Here is a 14,872-nt window from a genome sequence, read left to right on the forward strand (position 1 = left end):
TCGTCATCGTCCTCGCCGTAGACCTCGAGCGGGGTGACCTCCCCGTAGGCGTCGAGGAGCGCGTCGTCATAGGCGTCGAAGGCGTCGGCGAGGTCCTGGTAGGCAGCGACGACGGTGGGGTCGTTCTCGCCTCGGCGAGAAGCGGACGCCTCGAGGTGCCGCTCGAGGGCGGCAACGAGGGAGGACAGCGCGGCTCGCGGGTCGGTCATGACTTGAAGGTATCGGTTTCGCCGCCAGAATGGTGAGGTGGTCGAGTACGAATACCACGTGGTGACGTTCCCCCGGGGGTCCACGCGCGGCGAGGTCCGACGCGTGCTGACGGACCATGCGGAGTACGGCCACTGGGAGCTGTCGCGGGTCCGTCTCTACTGGGGCGGCGCCCGCCGGGTCTGGTTGCGTCGCAAGATCATCCGGGTGCAACGCACTGCCTGACCGACGCGGGACCGCGGAGGGTCGACCCGGCTGCTCGCCTCAGCAGTCGGCGAGCAGGCGCCCGAGCACGCGGGTCCCGAACTCCAGGGCGTCCACCGGAACGCGCTCGTCGATGCCGTGGAACATCGGGGCGAAGTCCAGGTCCGCCGGCAGCCGCAGGGGCGCGAACCCGTAGCCGGTGATGCCGAGCTTCTTGAGCGCCTTGTTGTCCGTGCCGCCGGACAGGCAGTAGGGCAGCACGGAGGCCTCGGGGTCCTCGGCGAGCAGCGCCGACTTCATCCGGTCCACGAGGTGGCCCTCGAACGGCGCGTCCAGGGCGATGTCGTGGTGGACCACCTCCACGTCGACGTGGTCACCGGCGAGCTCCCGCACCGTGTCCATCAGGTCGTCCTCGTGCCCGGGCAGGAACCGGCAGTCCAGGCTCGCCGTCGCGGTCTGCGGCACGACGTTGTGCTTGTAGCCGGACTCCAGCATGGTGAGGTTCGCTGTGTCCTGCAGGGTGCCCTCGACGAACCCGCGGGCGCCTCCGAGGTGGCCGAGGAGTGCGGACAGGTCCGTGTCGGCATACGGCGTCCCGGTGAGGGCGCTGAGGCCGTCCAGCAGCTGACGCACGGAGGCGATGTACTGCCGGGGCCAGACGTGCGCGTCGATCCGGGCGATGGCTTGCGCGAGGCGGACGATCGCGTTCTCGCCGTTGGGGACCGAGCCGTGCCCGGCCCGCCCGTGGGCCCGCAGCCGCAGCCACGCAATGCCCTTCTCGGCGGTCTGCAGCAGGTAGGCGCGCGTCGGCTTGCCGGACTCGGCCGCGGGCACGGTGACGCTGTAGCCGCCGACCTCGCTGATCGCCTCCGAGACCCCCTTGAACAGCTCGGGGTGGTGGTCGGTGACCCAGTGGCTGCCGTGGACGCCGCCGGCCTCCTCGTCGGCGAAGAAGGCGAACACGAGGTCGCGCGAGGGCTTGCGTCCGCTGCGTGCCAGCTCGCGCAGGTTGGCGAGCAGCATGGCGTCCATGTCCTTCATGTCCACCGCGCCGCGGCCCCAGACGCAGCCGTCGCGCAGCTCGGCGGCGAAGGGGTCGACCTGCCAGTCGGCCGCGTTGGCGGGGACGACGTCGAGGTGGCCGTGCAGGCAGAGTGCGGACCGCTCGGGGTCGCTGCCCTCGACCCGCACGAGCACGCTGGTGCGGCCGGGGTCGCTCTCGAGGACGGTGGGCTCCAGGCCCACCTCGGTGAGCAGGCCGGTCACGTACTCGGCGGCCTTGCGCTCACCGGGACCGCTGCCGTCACCGAAGTTGCTGGTGTCGATGCGGATCAGGTCACGGCAGATGCGGACGACGTCGGACTGGGCTTCGCTCATGGCCGCCACCCTAGTTGGGGTTTCGTCCGTCGGGACCGACGTGGGTCAGGTGGCCAGCGCGACGCCGAGGGCCAGCAACGTCACGCTGAGCACCCCGATGCCGGCGCGCAGCGCGGCGGCCCGGCGGGCGCCGGCCCGCACCCGGCGGCCGAGGGTCCGGTCATCGGGCTCATCGAACGACCGGCGCCGCAGCCGACCCATCTTGCGCGCCTGCCGCACCCCGTAGGCGGTCGTGAGCACGAGGGCCGCAGCCACCAGCACGCTGACGATGAGCAGCGGGCTCCAGGATCGGCCGAACAGCAGCGCGGCGCCGCTGCCGTAGGCGACCGCGAGGGCGACGGTCCCGACGACGCCGTAACTGCGCCCGAGCCCCCGGAAGAACGTCGCCCGCGTCGCCGGTTCCATGGTGCTGGTGGCGACGCGGGCGACCACGGCGATGGCGACGTAGCCACCGAGCCAGACCGAGGCGGCGAAGATCAGCAGGCCGGTGACTGCCGCGGCAGCCGTGTGCGACACCTACGCGTTGTCCAGGGTGGCGTCGACGGTGATCTTCGCTCCGGCGAACAGCCGGGAGATGGGGCATCCGGCTGCTGCTTCCTCGGCAGCCTCCTTGAACCCGGCCTCGTCGAGCCCCGGCACGCGTCCGCGCACGGTCAACGCCGAGGAGACGACGGTCGGTGCGTCGTCGACCTTGTCGAGGGTGACCGTGGAGGACACGGTGAGGCGCTCGGGCGCAGCACCGCGCTGGTCGAGCACGTTGCTCAGGGCCATCGAGTAGCAGGAGGCGTGCGCCGCGGCGGCGAGCTCCTCCGGGCTGGTCTTGCCCCCCGGCTGTTCGGTGCGGGCGGCCCAGGACACCGGCAGGGTGTCGAAGGCGCCGGTCGCGGGGGTGACGGTGCCCTTTCCCCCGGCCAGGTTGCCCTCCCAGACGGCCTCGGCGCTGCGCTCGGCGAGCGGCATGGTGTGCTCCCTTCGATCGGTGGTTGGCCCTCCTCATGCTGCCCTGCCCACCGTGGCCGCGCCAGACCGGGTGCGCCCGTGCAAAAGGGACGGCCCTCGGCGCCCCCGGGTACCGGCGCCGGGCGGGAGGTGCCGGCGGCTGGGAGGATCAGCGGCATGGTGGCCGAGGTCGTCGCAGGGGTGAGCCTGCTGGTGTGGGTCTACCTCGTCGTGGGGCACGGCCGCTTCTGGCGCCCGCCGGCGCTCGCACCGGTGGGCAGCGACCCCGCGCGGTGGCCCAGCGTCGTGGCGATCCTGCCCGCCCGCAACGAGGCCGAGGTCCTGCCCCGGGCACTGGCCGGGCTGGTGGGGCAGGACTACCGCGGGCCATTCCGGGTGCTGGTCGTCGACGACGCGAGCACGGACGGCACCGGTGACCTCGCCGCGAGGGCCGGCACCGCACGCGTGCGCACCGACGTGGCCCACAGCTGCGGTCCTCCGGCGGGCTGGTCCGGCAAGGTCGCCGCGATGGCGCGCGGGGTCGCGGCGGCCGGCGAGCCGGACTACCTGCTGTTCACCGACGCCGACATCGTGCACCCGCCGCACTCGGTCACCCGTCTCGTGCAGGCGGCGACGGAGCGGGAGCTGGACCTCGTCTCGCAGATGGTGCGGCTGCGGACCGAGTCGTCCTGGGAGCGGCTGCTCGTGCCGGCGTTCGTCTACTTCTTCGCCCAGCTCTACCCGTTCCCGCGGGTCAACGGGCCGGGGCGCACGGCCGCGGCTGCGGGTGGCTGCATGCTGGTGCGGCGCGCGGCCCTCGAGCGGGCCGGCGGGCTGGCCGCGATCCGGGGCGCGCTCATCGACGACGTGGCCCTCGGCCGGCTGCTCAAGCGGGGTGGGCGCACCTGGCTCGGCGTGGCCCCCGACGTGCTGAGCATCCGTCCCTACCCGCGGCTCGCCGACCTGTCGCAGATGGTGGCCCGCAGTGCCTACACGCAGCTGCGCCACTCTCCCCTCCTCCTGCTCGGGACGGTGGTCGGCCTGCTGCTGGTGTATGCCGTACCGCCCGTCGCGCTCGTCGCCGGGCTCGCCCTCGGGCGCGGGCTGCTGGCCGCCCTGGGCGGGGCGGCTTGGCTGCTCATGTCGGTCACCTACGTGCCGCTGCTGCGGCTGCACCGGGTGCCCTCGTGGTGGGCACCGGTGCTGCCCCTCGTCGCTGTGCTGTATGCCGGGATGACCGTGGACAGCGCGTGGCGCCACCTGCGTGGCCGCGGGGGCGCCTGGAAGGGACGGGTCATTCCGTCGCGAGCCGCCGCGCCACGGCGCTGATCGTCGGCGGGCCGACGCGGCAGCACCCACCGACGTAGGCGGCGCCGGCCTCCACCCAGACGGGCACGAGCCCGACGTCGAAGGCCGCTCCCCCACGCCAGCGGCGGAGCGTGGCATCCCACTGCTCACCGCTGTTGGGGTAGGCGACGGCGGGACGGCCGGTGGTGGCGACGGCCAGCCGCACGGCCTCGAGGACGTCACCGGGCGCACAGCAGTTGACGCCCACCGCGAACACCGACGGCGCCGATGCCGCGACGGCGAAGGCGTCCGCCAGCGGCTGGCCGGCCCGGGTGTGACCGTCCCCGGCGGAGTAGGAGAACCACGCCGGCAGCCCGAGCTCCTGCAGGATCTCCACGAGGACCTCGGCCTCGTCCCGGTCGGGGATGGTCTCGACGGCGAGGAAGTCCGGTCCGGCCTCCGCGAGCAGCTCCATCCGCGAGCGGTGGAAGTCGTGCAGGAGGGCGCGGGAGACGGAATACCGTCCGCGGTACTCCGAGCCGTCGGCGAGCACCGCGCCGTACGGACCGACCGAGGCCGCCACCCAGCGGGTCCGGCCGTCGGCGGCCAGCTCGTCGCGCACGTCACGAGCCAGGGTGACGCTCCGCCGGACCAGGCGCTCCGCCTCCGCCCGATCCACGCCGGCGTCCATGAACCCCGGGACGCTCGCCTGGTAGCTCGCTGTGGTCACGACCCGGGCACCCGCCCGGTAGTAGGCGCGGTGCACCGCGGCGATCTCCTCAGGGGCGTCGCGCAGCAGCCGCGCCGTCCAGAGCGCGCCGGTCACGTCCTGGCCGCGGTCCTCCAGCGCGTTGGACATCCCGCCGTCGAGCAGGACGGGCGAGGCGCTGCTGGCGTGCGGCGGTGCGGCGATCACCGCACCAGTCTCCCCGGCTGTCGTGAGACGCCTTCCCCGCGGGGTTCCCCGGTGCCACCCTGTGGCAGTGAGCACGACGCAGGTGGCGACTCCAGGCGTGCGGGGGATGCCCGTGGCCCGGACCGGGCTGGCGGGCTGGGCCGTCGTGGCGGCGCTCGCCCAGTGCGTGGCGCTCGTCGCGACGAGCACCCGGTACGGCTACCACCGGGACGAGCTGTACTTCCTCGCGGCCGGTGGCCACCCGGCGGCCGGCTACCCGGACCAGCCGCCGCTGGTGCCCCTGCTGGCCTGGGCGATGAACCACCTCGCGCCGGAGGCGCTGGTCGTCCTCCGGCTCCCTTCCGCCCTCGCCGCGGGCACCATCACCGCCCTCGCCGCGCTCGTCGCCAGGGAGCTCGGTGGAGGGCGGCGGGCGCAGGTGGTGGCGGCCTGCTGCGCCGCGACCTCCGGGTTCGTGCTGGCCACCGGTCACATCGTCAGCACGACGACGTATGACGTGCTGGCGACGACGGTCGTCGGGTTCCTGCTGGTGCGGGCCGTGCAGCGGCGGAGCGGCCCGGCCCTGTTCTGGGCCGGTGTCGCAGCGGGCGTGGGCACGGAGGCCAAGCCCCAGGTGGCGTTCGTGACCCTCGTCGCGGTGGCTGCCCTGGTGGCGCTCGGGCCACGCTGGCCGTTGCGGTCGCCGTGGCTGTACGCGGGGGTGGCGGCGGCCGTCGCCCTGGCTGCTCCCTACCTCGTGTGGCAGGCGACGCACGGCTGGCCGCAGCTGGCCGTCGCTGCCCACGTCGGTGGCTCGGCCGAGGGCGGCCGACTCGGGTTCATCCCGTTCCAGCTGGTCATGGTCAGCCCGGTGCTGGTGCCGGTCTGGGTCGCGGGGCTGGTCGCGCCCTGGCGCCGCGCTGGGCTGCGACCGCTGCGGTTCGTCCCGGTCACCTACGTGGTCGTGGCGCTCGCCTACCTGGTCGGTGACGGGAAGGCGTACTACCTGGCGAGCCTGTACCCCCTGCTGCTCGGCTTCGGAGTGCTCCCCGTCGCCGACTGGTGCGGTCGGGCGGGCGCGGGGCTGCGGACCGGTGTGCTCACGGTCGCGGTGGCGCTGTCCCTGGTGGTCAACGCCGTCATCGCGCTGCCGCTGCTGCCCGCCACCGCCTTGCAGGGCAGCCCCGCGATGGCGCTGAACCCCGACCAGGGCGAGACCGTCGGCTGGCCCCGGTTCATCGCGACGGTCGGGCGGGCGTGGACCTCGCTTCCCGCGTCGACCCGCGAGCACACCGCGATCTTCACCGCCAACTACGGCGAGGCGGGAGCGATCGACCTGCTCGGCTCGAGCGCGGGCCTTCCTCGTGCCTACAGCGGGCACAACGGATTCGCCGACTGGGGCCGGCCGCCGGCGTCGGCGACCCATGCCCTGGTGCTCGGCTACGGCGGGCCCAGGGACCTGGCGCCGCACTTCACGCACTGCCGCCGGCTCGCGGTCGTGGACAACGGGGTCGGGCTCGACAACCAGGAGCAGGGCCTGCCCGTCCTGCTGTGCCGCCCGGCGTCCAGCTGGGCCGTGCTGTGGCCGCAGCTGCGCCACCTGAACTGAGGCTCGTCCGCAGCGAGAACCTCGCGTGGCCGGCTCCCGCGGGTTCGTGGCGGAGGGCGTTCGCGTGCTATCGTTCCGGGACGTCGCAGGTGCTCAGAGGCACGTGCGACGTACCCACGTCCGGGTGGCGGAATAGGCAGACGCGCTAGCTTGAGGTGCTAGTCCTCGTATAGAGGGTGGGGGTTCAAGTCCCCCCTCGGACACCAGCAGTGGCATATCCCATGTAGGACACACCGAGGCTCTTCACCTGGCCCAGGTCCATGCGCCGGCTCAGCTCGCCGTAGCTGATCGTCCCGCGTCTGGCCCGCACCAGGTCCACCAGCAGCCTCCCCTTCCCCGCGCGGGTTCCGAGACCGACCACCTCGCCGAACCGGAAGCCTGCGCCCCCGAGGGCCGTCTCCAGCTCGCTCGGCGTGATGAACAGGTCCCACGCGTGGAGCGCCACGTCGGTGAACCGGGTCCACCTCCACTCCTGGACCATCTTGATGACGACGACCTGGCTCCGCCGGGTGCGGTTGATCGTGTCGAACAGGAACAGTCCTCCCGGGGCCAGGGCGCGCGCCACCTCGCGCAGGACGGCCTCGAGGTCGGAGACGTGCTCGAGCACGTCGCAGCAGTAGGCGAGCTCGAACTCGCCGTCGTCCACGGGCAGGTGCTCACCCGATCCCACGCGGTAGTCGATGTCCAGGCCGGACTCCCCCGCGTGGCGGCGGGCGGTCGCCACGGACGCCGCGGACGGGTCGACGCCCAGGACTCGGCAGCCGAGGCGGGCGAACTCCTCGGCCAGGAAGCCACCTCCCGAGCCGATGTCGAGGGCGCGCAGGCCACGCGGGTCCAGACCCTGCCGGCTCAGCACACGTTGGAAGTAGCGGAACCGGCACGGCGGCGCCTCCGCCCTCGGACGGACCTCAGGCGTCCAGCGTGACATCCCCGAGCGGCCGGGAACAGCAGGCGAGGATCTTGCCCTCGTCCACCTGGCGCCGGGAGATGCCGCCGGCGTGCTGCATGTCCACCTGCCCCTCGACCAGCGACGTGAGGCAGGTGCCGCACATGCCTTGGGTGCACATCGAGGGCAGTGGCAACCCGTGCCGGCGAGCCGCCGCGAGGATCGTCTCGCCGGCGTGGCACTCCACGGTGCGTTCGGTGCGCAGGAAGCGCACGGCATACCGCTCACCACCGGCCGGCGGCTCGACCCCGTCGTCGACCGTGTCCCCCGCCCGGGCGGCGAGGTCGAAGTTCTCCTCGTGGCACCGCTCCGGGTCCACCGCCGCCAGCTCGAGCAGGTCCCGGACGGCGCGCATGTAGCCGGGCGGGCCGCAGGTGAACACCTCGCGGTCGTACGCGTCGGGAGCGACCGTGAGCAACGTGCGCAGGGACAGCAGGCCGGTCGGCCCGCTCCACGCCTCACCAGGGAGCTCGCTCTCGCACACCACCGTCACCGAGCAGCCCGGCAGGGTGGCGAGCTGCTCGAGCTCATGGCGGAAGATGATGTCCGCGGGCGTGCGGGCACTGTGCACGAACACCACGTCGGCGGCCTCTCCCCGGTGGGCCAGGGTGCGCAACATCGACATCACCGGGGTGATCCCGCTGCCCGCGGACAGCAGCAGGTACTTCTCCGCGGGGTGGACGGCGTGGCTGAACACCCCGAACGGCCCCGCCACCTGGAGCCGGTCGCCGGGCTGCAGGTGGTCGTGCAGCCAACTCGAAACCGGCCCTCCCGCAGTGCGTTTCACGGTGAGGGAGACCTCAGCAGCGCCCGTCGACGCCGACGCGATGGAGTAGCACCGCTGCAGCTGCTCTCCGTCGACCTCCACGGTGACGGTCAGGTACTGCCCCGGGAGGAAGGCCAGCGGCTCCGCCGAATCACGTGCGAGCACAATGGTCTTCACGTCGTGGGTCTCGTCGCGCACCGCCGTGCAGACGAGCTCGGCCTCGATCGCCTCCGGCTGGTAGGTGAGTCCGGCGACCGCGCTGGGAAGCAACGTGTCCGTCATACCTGCAAGTGCTCCTTCAGCCGCTCGATGTACCAGGTGCAGAACGCGTCGACCTGGTACTCGTTGGTGGCGTACGGCCCCGGTTCGTAGGCCGGGTCACCCACCCCCGCCTGGGCGCGCGCCACGAACGTGCCGTCCTGGCGGTTGGTCTGGTGCCACACCTCGGTGAGGGTGTCGAGGTCGTAGTCGACCCCCTGCTCGGCGTCCTCGTGCACGAGCCAGGTGGTGCGGACGAGGGTCTGGTCGGGGGCCACGGGCAGGACGGTGAACGTCACCGCGTGGTCGGCGAGGAAGTGGAACCAGCTGTTCGGCTGCAGGTGCAGCGAGAGCCGCCCCAGGCGCGGGGTGTCGAAGTCGGCGAGCAGCTTGCGCGAGGCCGCGACCCCGTCCCGGGTGTAGGACTCCCCCGCGCCGTCCAGGGCCTCGCGCTGCACCCGGAACCCGGTGGGCCGCCCGGAGAGCTCCTCGATGGCGGCATATGGCATGTCCCGCTCCCGGCAGGCGCGCTCGAGCGCGGACTCGGCGCGCAGGTAGCGGGCGTGGGCGGGGAGCAGCCGGTCCGGAATCTGCTCGAACGTGTAGCCGTAGGTGGGGAAGAACGTGCAGGTGAGTTCCGGATGGCCGTTCTCGCAGTGGTAGCACTCGCGGTTGTTCTCCATCACCAGCTTCCAGTTGCCCCGCTCCACGAGGTCCTCCTGGGCGGCGACCTTGGTGCGGCGCAGCTGGTGGGGCCGCAGGTACGGCTCCAGGCGACCGGCCACGTCGTCGAAGTCCGACGGCGGCTCGTCGGCGAGGCAGATGAACAGCAGCCCGCTGACGCTGCGCACGTGCACGGGCTTGAGGCCGAAGCAGGTCGGGTCGAAGCCGGCCGGTTGGTCACCGGCGTGCCGCAGGCTGCCGTCGGTGCCGTAGGTCCACTGGTGGTAGCCACAGACGATGTTGCCGACCGAGCCCTTCGGCTCGGTGAGCACCCGCGACCCACGGTGTCGGCAGACGTTGTGCAGGGCGCGGACCCGGCCGTCGTCGCCGCGCACGAGGATGACGGACCGGTTGCCGAGCTCGATGGTGACGAAGTCACCCGGCTCGCGGACCTCGGCCTCCGTGGCCACGAAGATCCACGAGCGGGCGAAGACCGCCGCCACGTCCAGGTCGAAGAACTCGGGGCTGGTGTAGAACGGCGCCTCCAGCGAGCGTCCGGGGACGCGGCGGGCGACGAGCTGGGCCGGGCCGTCGGCGAGCGGCACGGGAACGGTGTCGAGGGACGAGGGAACGAGCGTGGTCATGCGCTGCTCCTGCACGCGGGCGGACATGGTGGTCGAAGCGACACCGCCAGTTTCCGTCCGGCGATTCCTGAACGGAAGCGAACGTTTTGCCACGATGCCGTGCAAAATCATTGGATGATCGACCACCGGTTGCACGTCCTGCGCATGGTCGCCTCGCACGGTACCGTGACCGCCGCCGCGCGTGCGCTCAGCTACACCCCCTCGGCCGTCTCCCACCAGCTGCGCAGCCTCGCCCAGGAGCTCGGGGTGCCGTTGCTCGTCCAGCAGGGACGCGGGATCCGGCTCACCCCCGCGGCGCGGGTCCTGCTCGCGCACGCCGACGAGCTGTATGCCCGGTGGGAGCAGATCCGCGCCGAGGTCGCCCAGGCCGGTGGTGAGGGCATGGGGACCCTTCGGCTGTCTGGCTTCTCGACGGCTGCGGCGGCACTGCTCCCCCGCGTCGCCGCCCAGGTCCACGGCGCCCACCCGGGGTGGGCCGTGCGGATCATCGAGGCCGACCCCGAGGAGTGCTTCGACCTGCTGCTGGCCGATGAGGCCGACGTCGCCGTCGTGGTGGCGACGGCCTCGTTGCCGCCGAGCATCGATCCACGCTTCGCACAGCGGCCGCTGCTGGAGGACCCGTTGGACCTGCTCGTGCATGCCGGGCACCGCCTGGCGGCCCAGCCGTCGGTGCACCTCGCCGACACTGCCGGCGAACCCTGGATCATGGACCGGCCCGGCAAGCCGTACCACCAGCTGGTCCTGACGGCTTGTGCGGCAGCGGGTTTCACCCCCGCGGTCGCCCACCAGGCGGCCGAGTGGGACACCGGCGCGGCGCTCGTGGCGGCAGGCCTTGGCGTCGCGCTCGTGCCGCGGCTCGCCCGGCTCCCCGCCGGCTACGACATCGCGCGGGTGCCCCTGCGCGGCGACCCCACGCCGTCCCGGCACATCCTCACCAGCGTCCGGCGAGGCAGTGACGCCCAGCCCGCGATCGCCACCGCCCTCAGCGCGCTGGAGGAGCTGGCGGCCCGCGCCCGGGAGGCGAACCGGGCGACGGCGGTCAGCGGCTGAGCAGCACGACGGTCAGCGGCTGAGCACCCCGGCGCGCCGGCACCGCTCGACGACGACCTCGAGGGGCACCTCGTGGCTCACGTGCCCATGGTGCCCTCGGGTGGTGTGCGCCCGGAAGAGCGAGTTGAGGACGGCTTCCTCGACCGCCTCGAGCGCCGCCCGGAAGAGCGGGTCCAGGTCCTCGTCGCGCACCTGCGAAGGCTCGGTCGAGGTCGCGAGGGCCACCGCGTAGTCCCCGCTGCCAGTGGCGTAGTCGGATCCCACCCGGGCGAGCCCGAACACGGCACGGCGCGCCAGTCGCCCGAGCTGGCGCCCGTCCAACGGGGCGTCCACCGCGACGACGACCATGCAGGAGTTGCCGTCGGGGTGTGGCGTCGGGTGCGCCAACACCTCGTCGGCCGGCACCGGGACCCCGAGGACGGTGAGCGTGCCCGAGAAGTTGGTCTGGACCAGGACACCGAGCGTGGTCAGGCCGACGCCGCCGAGCTCGACGACCCGCGAGGCGCTGCCGATGCCGCCCTTGAAGCCCAGCGCGACGGTGCCGGTTCCCGCGCCGACGCAGCCCTCGGCGACCGGCCCCGAGCCGGCCGAGCGGATCGCGGCGAGGACGTGGTCCTCGGTGACCGGGCGTCTCCGGATGTCGGACAGGAAGCCGTCGTTGGTCTCCCCGACGACCGGGTTGAGGGTGCGCACGTGGTGAGCTCCCGGCATACCGATCATGTGGGTGACCAGGGCGTCGGCGACACGGAAGGCGGACAGGGTGCCGGTCAGCAGCACCGGCGTCTCGATCTCCCCGAGCTCCAGGAGCTGGGTGGCGCCGATGAGCTTGCCGAAGCCGTTGCCCACGCACAGGCCCGCGCGAAGGCGCCCGTCCGGCCGGTCGACGGCCTCCGGCACCACGGCGGTGACGCCGGTGTGCAGGTCCCCGCCGTCGTCGACCGTGGTGTGCCCGACGCGCACGCCCGGCACGTCGGTCAGTGTGTTGGTCGGCCCGGCGGGCAGGGTGCCCGGCGCGATGCCGAGGTCGCGGGCGCGGGCCCGCGTCGAGGAGGGCCCTGGCGGGTCGGACGGCACGGCGGCCGCTACTGGCCCATCGCGTGCACGCCGCCGTCGACGTGCACGATCTCGCCGGTCGTGGCGGGGAACCAGTCGGACAGCAGCGCGGCGCAGGCCCGGGCCGGGGGCACCGGGTCCTTGACGTCCCAGCCGAGGGGGGCGCGCTCGTTCCACGTGTTCTCGAACTGCTCGAACCCCGGGATCGACTTGGCCGCCGTCGTCCGCACGGGGCCGGCGGAGACCAGGTTGCACCGGATCTGCTTCGACCCGAGGTCACGGGCGAGGTAGCGGCTCGTCGACTCGAAGGCCGCCTTGGCGACGCCCATCCAGTCGTAGACCGGCCACGCGAACTTCGCGTCGAAGGTGAGGCCCACGACGCTGCCGCCTGCGGACATCAGCGGCAGGCTGGCCGTCGCCAGCGCCTTCAGGGAGTAGGCCGACGCGTGCAGTGCCTGGGACACGTCCTCCCAGGTGGCCTCCATGAAGTTGAAGGCACCCTGCGGTGCGAAGCCGATGGAGTGCAGCACCCCGTCCAGACCGTCGAGGTGCTCGCGGGCACGGTCGGCGAGGGTGTCCAGGTGCTCCTGGTTGGTCACGTCCAGCTCGATGACCGGCGGCGTCTCGGGGAGCCGCTTGGCGATCGTCTGGGTGATCTTCATGGTGCGACCGAAGGAGGTCAGCACCACCTGCGCGCCCTCCTCCTGGGCGATCTTCGCCACGTGGAAGGCGATCGAGGAGTCCATGAGAACCCCCGTGATGAGCAGCTTCTTGCCGTCGAGCAGAGCCATGAACTTCCTTTCCGCGTGATGGTTTCCGGGTGCCGGCCGTCGTCAGTGGCCCATGCCCAGGCCGCCGTCGACCGGGATGACCGCACCGGAGATGTAGGCGGCGTCGTCGGAGGCGACGAACCGCACCACCCGGGCCACCTCCTCGGGCTCGGCGAACCGGCCCGCCGGGATGGTGGCGAGGTACTGCTTCTGCCGGTCCTCGGGCAGCTCGCGGGTCATCTCGGTGTCGATGAAGCCCGGCGCGACGACGTTGGCGGTGATCCCGCGGCCGCCGAGCTCGCGGGTGATGGCCCTGGCCAGGCCGACGAGACCGGCCTTGCTCGCCGCGTAGTTCGTCTGCCCCGGTGAGCCGTAGAGCCCGACGACGCTCGAGATGAGGACGATCCGGCCCTTGCGGAGGCGGATCATGCCCTTGCTGGCGCGGCGGGCACAGCGGAATGCGCCCGCGAGGTTGGTGTTGATGACCTGGTCGAACTCCTCGTCGGTCATCCGCATCAGCAGGGTGTCCCGGTTGATGCCGGCGTTGGCGATGACGACCTCGATCGGGCCGCCGAGCAGCTCCTCGGCCTCGCTGAACGCCTGGTCCACCGACGTGGTGTCCCCGACGTCGCACTTCACCGCCTGCAGTCCCTCGACCTCGTCCCCCTTGCGGTGCGCGATGACGACGTGGTCGCCGGCCTCGGCGAACGCCTTGGCCGTGGCCAGCCCGATCCCCCGGTTGCCTCCGGTCACGAGCACGTTGCGGGCTGTCATCGGTCCTCCGTCGGTCGGTCGGCGTCGCGTCGGTCGCGCAGGAGCCGGCCTCCCGGTCCGGGACGGCAGGTGCCGCGCTGCACCCGGACGCTATCCGACGACCGGCCGGTATGCCGAGAGCCTCCTCCCGCAGGCACCTCTCGTCGGCGCTCCGGGCGCGCCTCGACGTCGTTCCGGGCGGGTCGGCACCCCGCCGGGTGGGGGTCGCGGCACCTGGGTGACGGTGACCGGCATACCGCCGCTCCCCGCGTCGCGGCACCTGGGTGACGGTCACCGGCCATACCGCTCTCGACCGGCGGTGGGTGCGCGCCTGCCCGGGGTCGAACCGGGGCCTATCGTGGAGGTGTGAACAAGTCGCCACACGGGCACCGGGGGGCCATCCACTCGGTGACGAACGCCCCGATCTCCCCGCGTGACGACCAACACGACCGGATGGTCAGGTACTTCACCTCGATGGCCATTCGGACGCTGTGCTTCGTGCTGGCGTTCGTGTTCATCTACTACCTGCACTGGATGATCATCGGCTGGATCTGCGCCGTGGGCGCGCTGATCCTTCCCTACATCGCGGTCGTCATGGCGAACGCCACCCGAGGCCGCGGGGTCCGCCAGGCCTCGCCGCTGACGCCGTCCGGCAAGTCGCGCCGGCAGCTCGACGACGGGGCGCCGACCGAGGCTCAGGCCGGCGGGCCGTCCGGGGGGCAGTCCGGTGATCCGCAGTCCGGTCCGTGGAACGGGGGCCCGCGGCGTGGCGAGGGGCCAGGTACGCCCGGGCAGGGGGGACCGCAGGCCCAGCAACGTCCGCCTCATCCCTCCAACCCGCGGTGAGCTTCCCCTTCCCGCCCCCGTCGTCCGGTGCGTTCGATCCGTCCGCGTCGTCCGGGACGTTCGCGTCGGCGGGCTCGGCCGGACCAGAGGGTCTGGTCTGCAGCGCGAAGGGGTGCCGCGCGCAGGCCCGGCACGCACTCCTGTGGAACAACCCCAAGCTGCACGACGCGGACCGCCGGAAGGTGTGGCTGGCCTGCGAAGAGCACCTCACCTATCTGTCGGACTTCCTGTCACTGCGGGGCTTCCTGAAGGACGTCATCCCGCCCGAGGAGCTCACCGACGCCCACGGGTAGCGTGGACGCACCCCGCCGATGTGACTGATGGGGGCGGCCGGTCCTGCGTCGGCGCAGTCTCGCCGGGCGCGCCCGGGCTCCGAGCCACGTGGCCACGTATCCCCCAGTCACAAGTCGTGCGTCCTCTCTCTCCGCGGATTCGTGGCCCGCTGGGGATGAGGGGTTGTGGTGGTCGTCCACGCCTGCTAGGCTTCGAACATCAGTTCGGATCGCGTGGGGTTGCGAGAGTTTCAGAGTCAGATGGGGACGCGGTCTGAGACCCCGGGTGCGCTGGCCCGGTGGGTGATCGCAACCGTGGGGGCATCTGGTGGA

Annotated in this window: 16 protein-coding genes, 1 tRNA gene and 1 pseudogene; 7 read left to right on the top strand and 11 right to left on the bottom strand. The window is 72.6% G+C overall.

The window, feature by feature from the left end; genetic code table 11:
• Positions 1-209: pseudogene (locus VFL99_RS06550) on the bottom strand (hypothetical protein); the annotation flags it as partial.
• A gap of 37 nt (positions 210-246) precedes the next feature.
• Here VFL99_RS06550 and VFL99_RS06555 point away from each other — a divergent pair.
• Complete coding sequence (locus VFL99_RS06555; RefSeq protein WP_325105532.1) at positions 247-432, top strand: DUF5703 family protein; 186 nt, start codon at positions 247-249, stop codon at positions 430-432.
• Positions 433-471: 39 nt separating this feature from the next.
• Here the strand turns inward: VFL99_RS06555 and VFL99_RS06560 are convergent, their stop codons facing one another.
• From VFL99_RS06560 to VFL99_RS06570, 3 genes are read right to left on the bottom strand one after another with little or no spacing between them, the layout of a single operon-like run.
• On the bottom strand, positions 472-1,788 hold the full coding sequence (locus tag VFL99_RS06560) for a M20/M25/M40 family metallo-hydrolase (RefSeq protein ID WP_325105533.1): 1,317 nt from the start codon (positions 1,786-1,788) through the stop codon (positions 472-474).
• A 45-nt stretch (positions 1,789-1,833) separates the two neighbouring features.
• Complete coding sequence (locus VFL99_RS06565) at positions 1,834-2,304, bottom strand: hypothetical protein (protein WP_325105534.1); 471 nt, start codon at positions 2,302-2,304, stop codon at positions 1,834-1,836.
• Complete coding sequence (locus VFL99_RS06570; protein WP_325105535.1) at positions 2,305-2,748, bottom strand: OsmC family peroxiredoxin; 444 nt, start codon at positions 2,746-2,748, stop codon at positions 2,305-2,307.
• A gap of 156 nt (positions 2,749-2,904) precedes the next feature.
• On the opposite strand from VFL99_RS06570, the gene VFL99_RS06575 reads away from it, so the two are divergent.
• Positions 2,905-4,056, top strand: a complete 1,152-nt coding sequence (locus VFL99_RS06575; protein ID WP_325105536.1) for a glycosyltransferase — start codon at positions 2,905-2,907, stop codon at positions 4,054-4,056.
• Here the strand turns inward: VFL99_RS06575 and mmuM are convergent.
• The gene (gene mmuM, locus VFL99_RS06580; protein ID WP_325105537.1) at positions 4,022-4,930 is read right to left on the bottom strand and encodes a homocysteine S-methyltransferase; all 909 of its coding nucleotides are present in this window, start codon (positions 4,928-4,930) and stop codon (positions 4,022-4,024) included. The genes VFL99_RS06575 and mmuM overlap by 35 nt on opposite strands.
• Before the next feature lie 67 nt (positions 4,931-4,997).
• On the opposite strand from mmuM, the gene VFL99_RS06585 reads away from it, so the two are divergent.
• On the top strand, positions 4,998-6,518 hold the full coding sequence (locus tag VFL99_RS06585) for a glycosyltransferase family 39 protein (protein WP_325105538.1): 1,521 nt from the start codon (positions 4,998-5,000) through the stop codon (positions 6,516-6,518).
• A gap of 118 nt (positions 6,519-6,636) precedes the next feature.
• Positions 6,637-6,724: transfer RNA gene (locus tag VFL99_RS06590), tRNA-Leu, on the top strand.
• On the opposite strand, the gene ubiG is transcribed toward VFL99_RS06590, so the two are convergent.
• The 3 genes from ubiG to VFL99_RS06605 are packed head-to-tail and all read right to left on the bottom strand — an operon-like array spanning position 6,703 to position 9,795.
• A complete protein-coding gene (gene ubiG / locus VFL99_RS06595) occupies positions 6,703-7,446 on the bottom strand; it encodes a bifunctional 2-polyprenyl-6-hydroxyphenol methylase/3-demethylubiquinol 3-O-methyltransferase UbiG (RefSeq protein ID WP_325105539.1) in 744 nt (247 codons plus the stop codon). The genes VFL99_RS06590 and ubiG overlap by 22 nt on opposite strands.
• Positions 7,427-8,512 carry an FAD-binding oxidoreductase gene (locus VFL99_RS06600; RefSeq protein WP_325105540.1) on the bottom strand — a complete coding sequence of 362 codons (1,086 nt, stop codon included), beginning with the start codon at positions 8,510-8,512 and terminating at the stop codon, positions 7,427-7,429. The genes ubiG and VFL99_RS06600 overlap by 20 nt, the downstream gene beginning before the upstream one ends.
• Entirely contained in the window at positions 8,509-9,795 is a 1,287-nt protein-coding gene (locus tag VFL99_RS06605) for an aromatic ring-hydroxylating oxygenase subunit alpha (RefSeq protein WP_325105541.1), read from the bottom strand. The genes VFL99_RS06600 and VFL99_RS06605 overlap by 4 nt, the downstream gene beginning before the upstream one ends.
• A 114-nt stretch (positions 9,796-9,909) precedes the next feature.
• Between VFL99_RS06605 and VFL99_RS06610 the strand changes: the two genes are divergently transcribed.
• Entirely contained in the window at positions 9,910-10,845 is a 936-nt protein-coding gene (locus tag VFL99_RS06610) for a LysR family transcriptional regulator (protein ID WP_325105542.1), read from the top strand.
• Between the two features lie 12 nt (positions 10,846-10,857).
• Here the strand turns inward: VFL99_RS06610 and VFL99_RS06615 are convergent, their stop codons facing one another.
• Genes VFL99_RS06615 through fabG form a run of 3 tightly spaced genes read right to left on the bottom strand, consistent with a single transcriptional unit; the run spans position 10,858 to position 13,442 of the window.
• Positions 10,858-11,919 (bottom strand): P1 family peptidase, encoded by a 1,062-nt coding sequence (locus tag VFL99_RS06615; RefSeq protein ID WP_325105543.1) that lies wholly within the window; start codon positions 11,917-11,919, stop codon positions 10,858-10,860.
• 8 nt (positions 11,920-11,927) lie between these two features.
• The gene (fabI, locus tag VFL99_RS06620; RefSeq protein ID WP_325105544.1) at positions 11,928-12,689 is read right to left on the bottom strand and encodes an enoyl-ACP reductase FabI; all 762 of its coding nucleotides are present in this window, start codon (positions 12,687-12,689) and stop codon (positions 11,928-11,930) included.
• Between the two features lie 42 nt (positions 12,690-12,731).
• Complete coding sequence (gene fabG, locus VFL99_RS06625) at positions 12,732-13,442, bottom strand: 3-oxoacyl-ACP reductase FabG (RefSeq protein ID WP_325105545.1); 711 nt, start codon at positions 13,440-13,442, stop codon at positions 12,732-12,734.
• A 345-nt stretch (positions 13,443-13,787) separates the two neighbouring features.
• Here fabG and VFL99_RS06630 point away from each other — a divergent pair, with 345 nt between their 5' ends.
• The gene (locus VFL99_RS06630) at positions 13,788-14,267 is read left to right on the top strand and encodes a DUF3099 domain-containing protein (protein WP_325105546.1); all 480 of its coding nucleotides are present in this window, start codon (positions 13,788-13,790) and stop codon (positions 14,265-14,267) included.
• Positions 14,264-14,560 carry a hypothetical protein gene (locus VFL99_RS06635; RefSeq protein WP_325105547.1) on the top strand — a complete coding sequence of 99 codons (297 nt, stop codon included), beginning with the start codon at positions 14,264-14,266 and terminating at the stop codon, positions 14,558-14,560. Before VFL99_RS06630 ends, VFL99_RS06635 begins: the two co-directional genes overlap by 4 nt.
• Positions 14,561-14,872: the final 312 nt, after the last annotated feature.

The organism is Segeticoccus sp. (genome assembly GCF_035708005.1).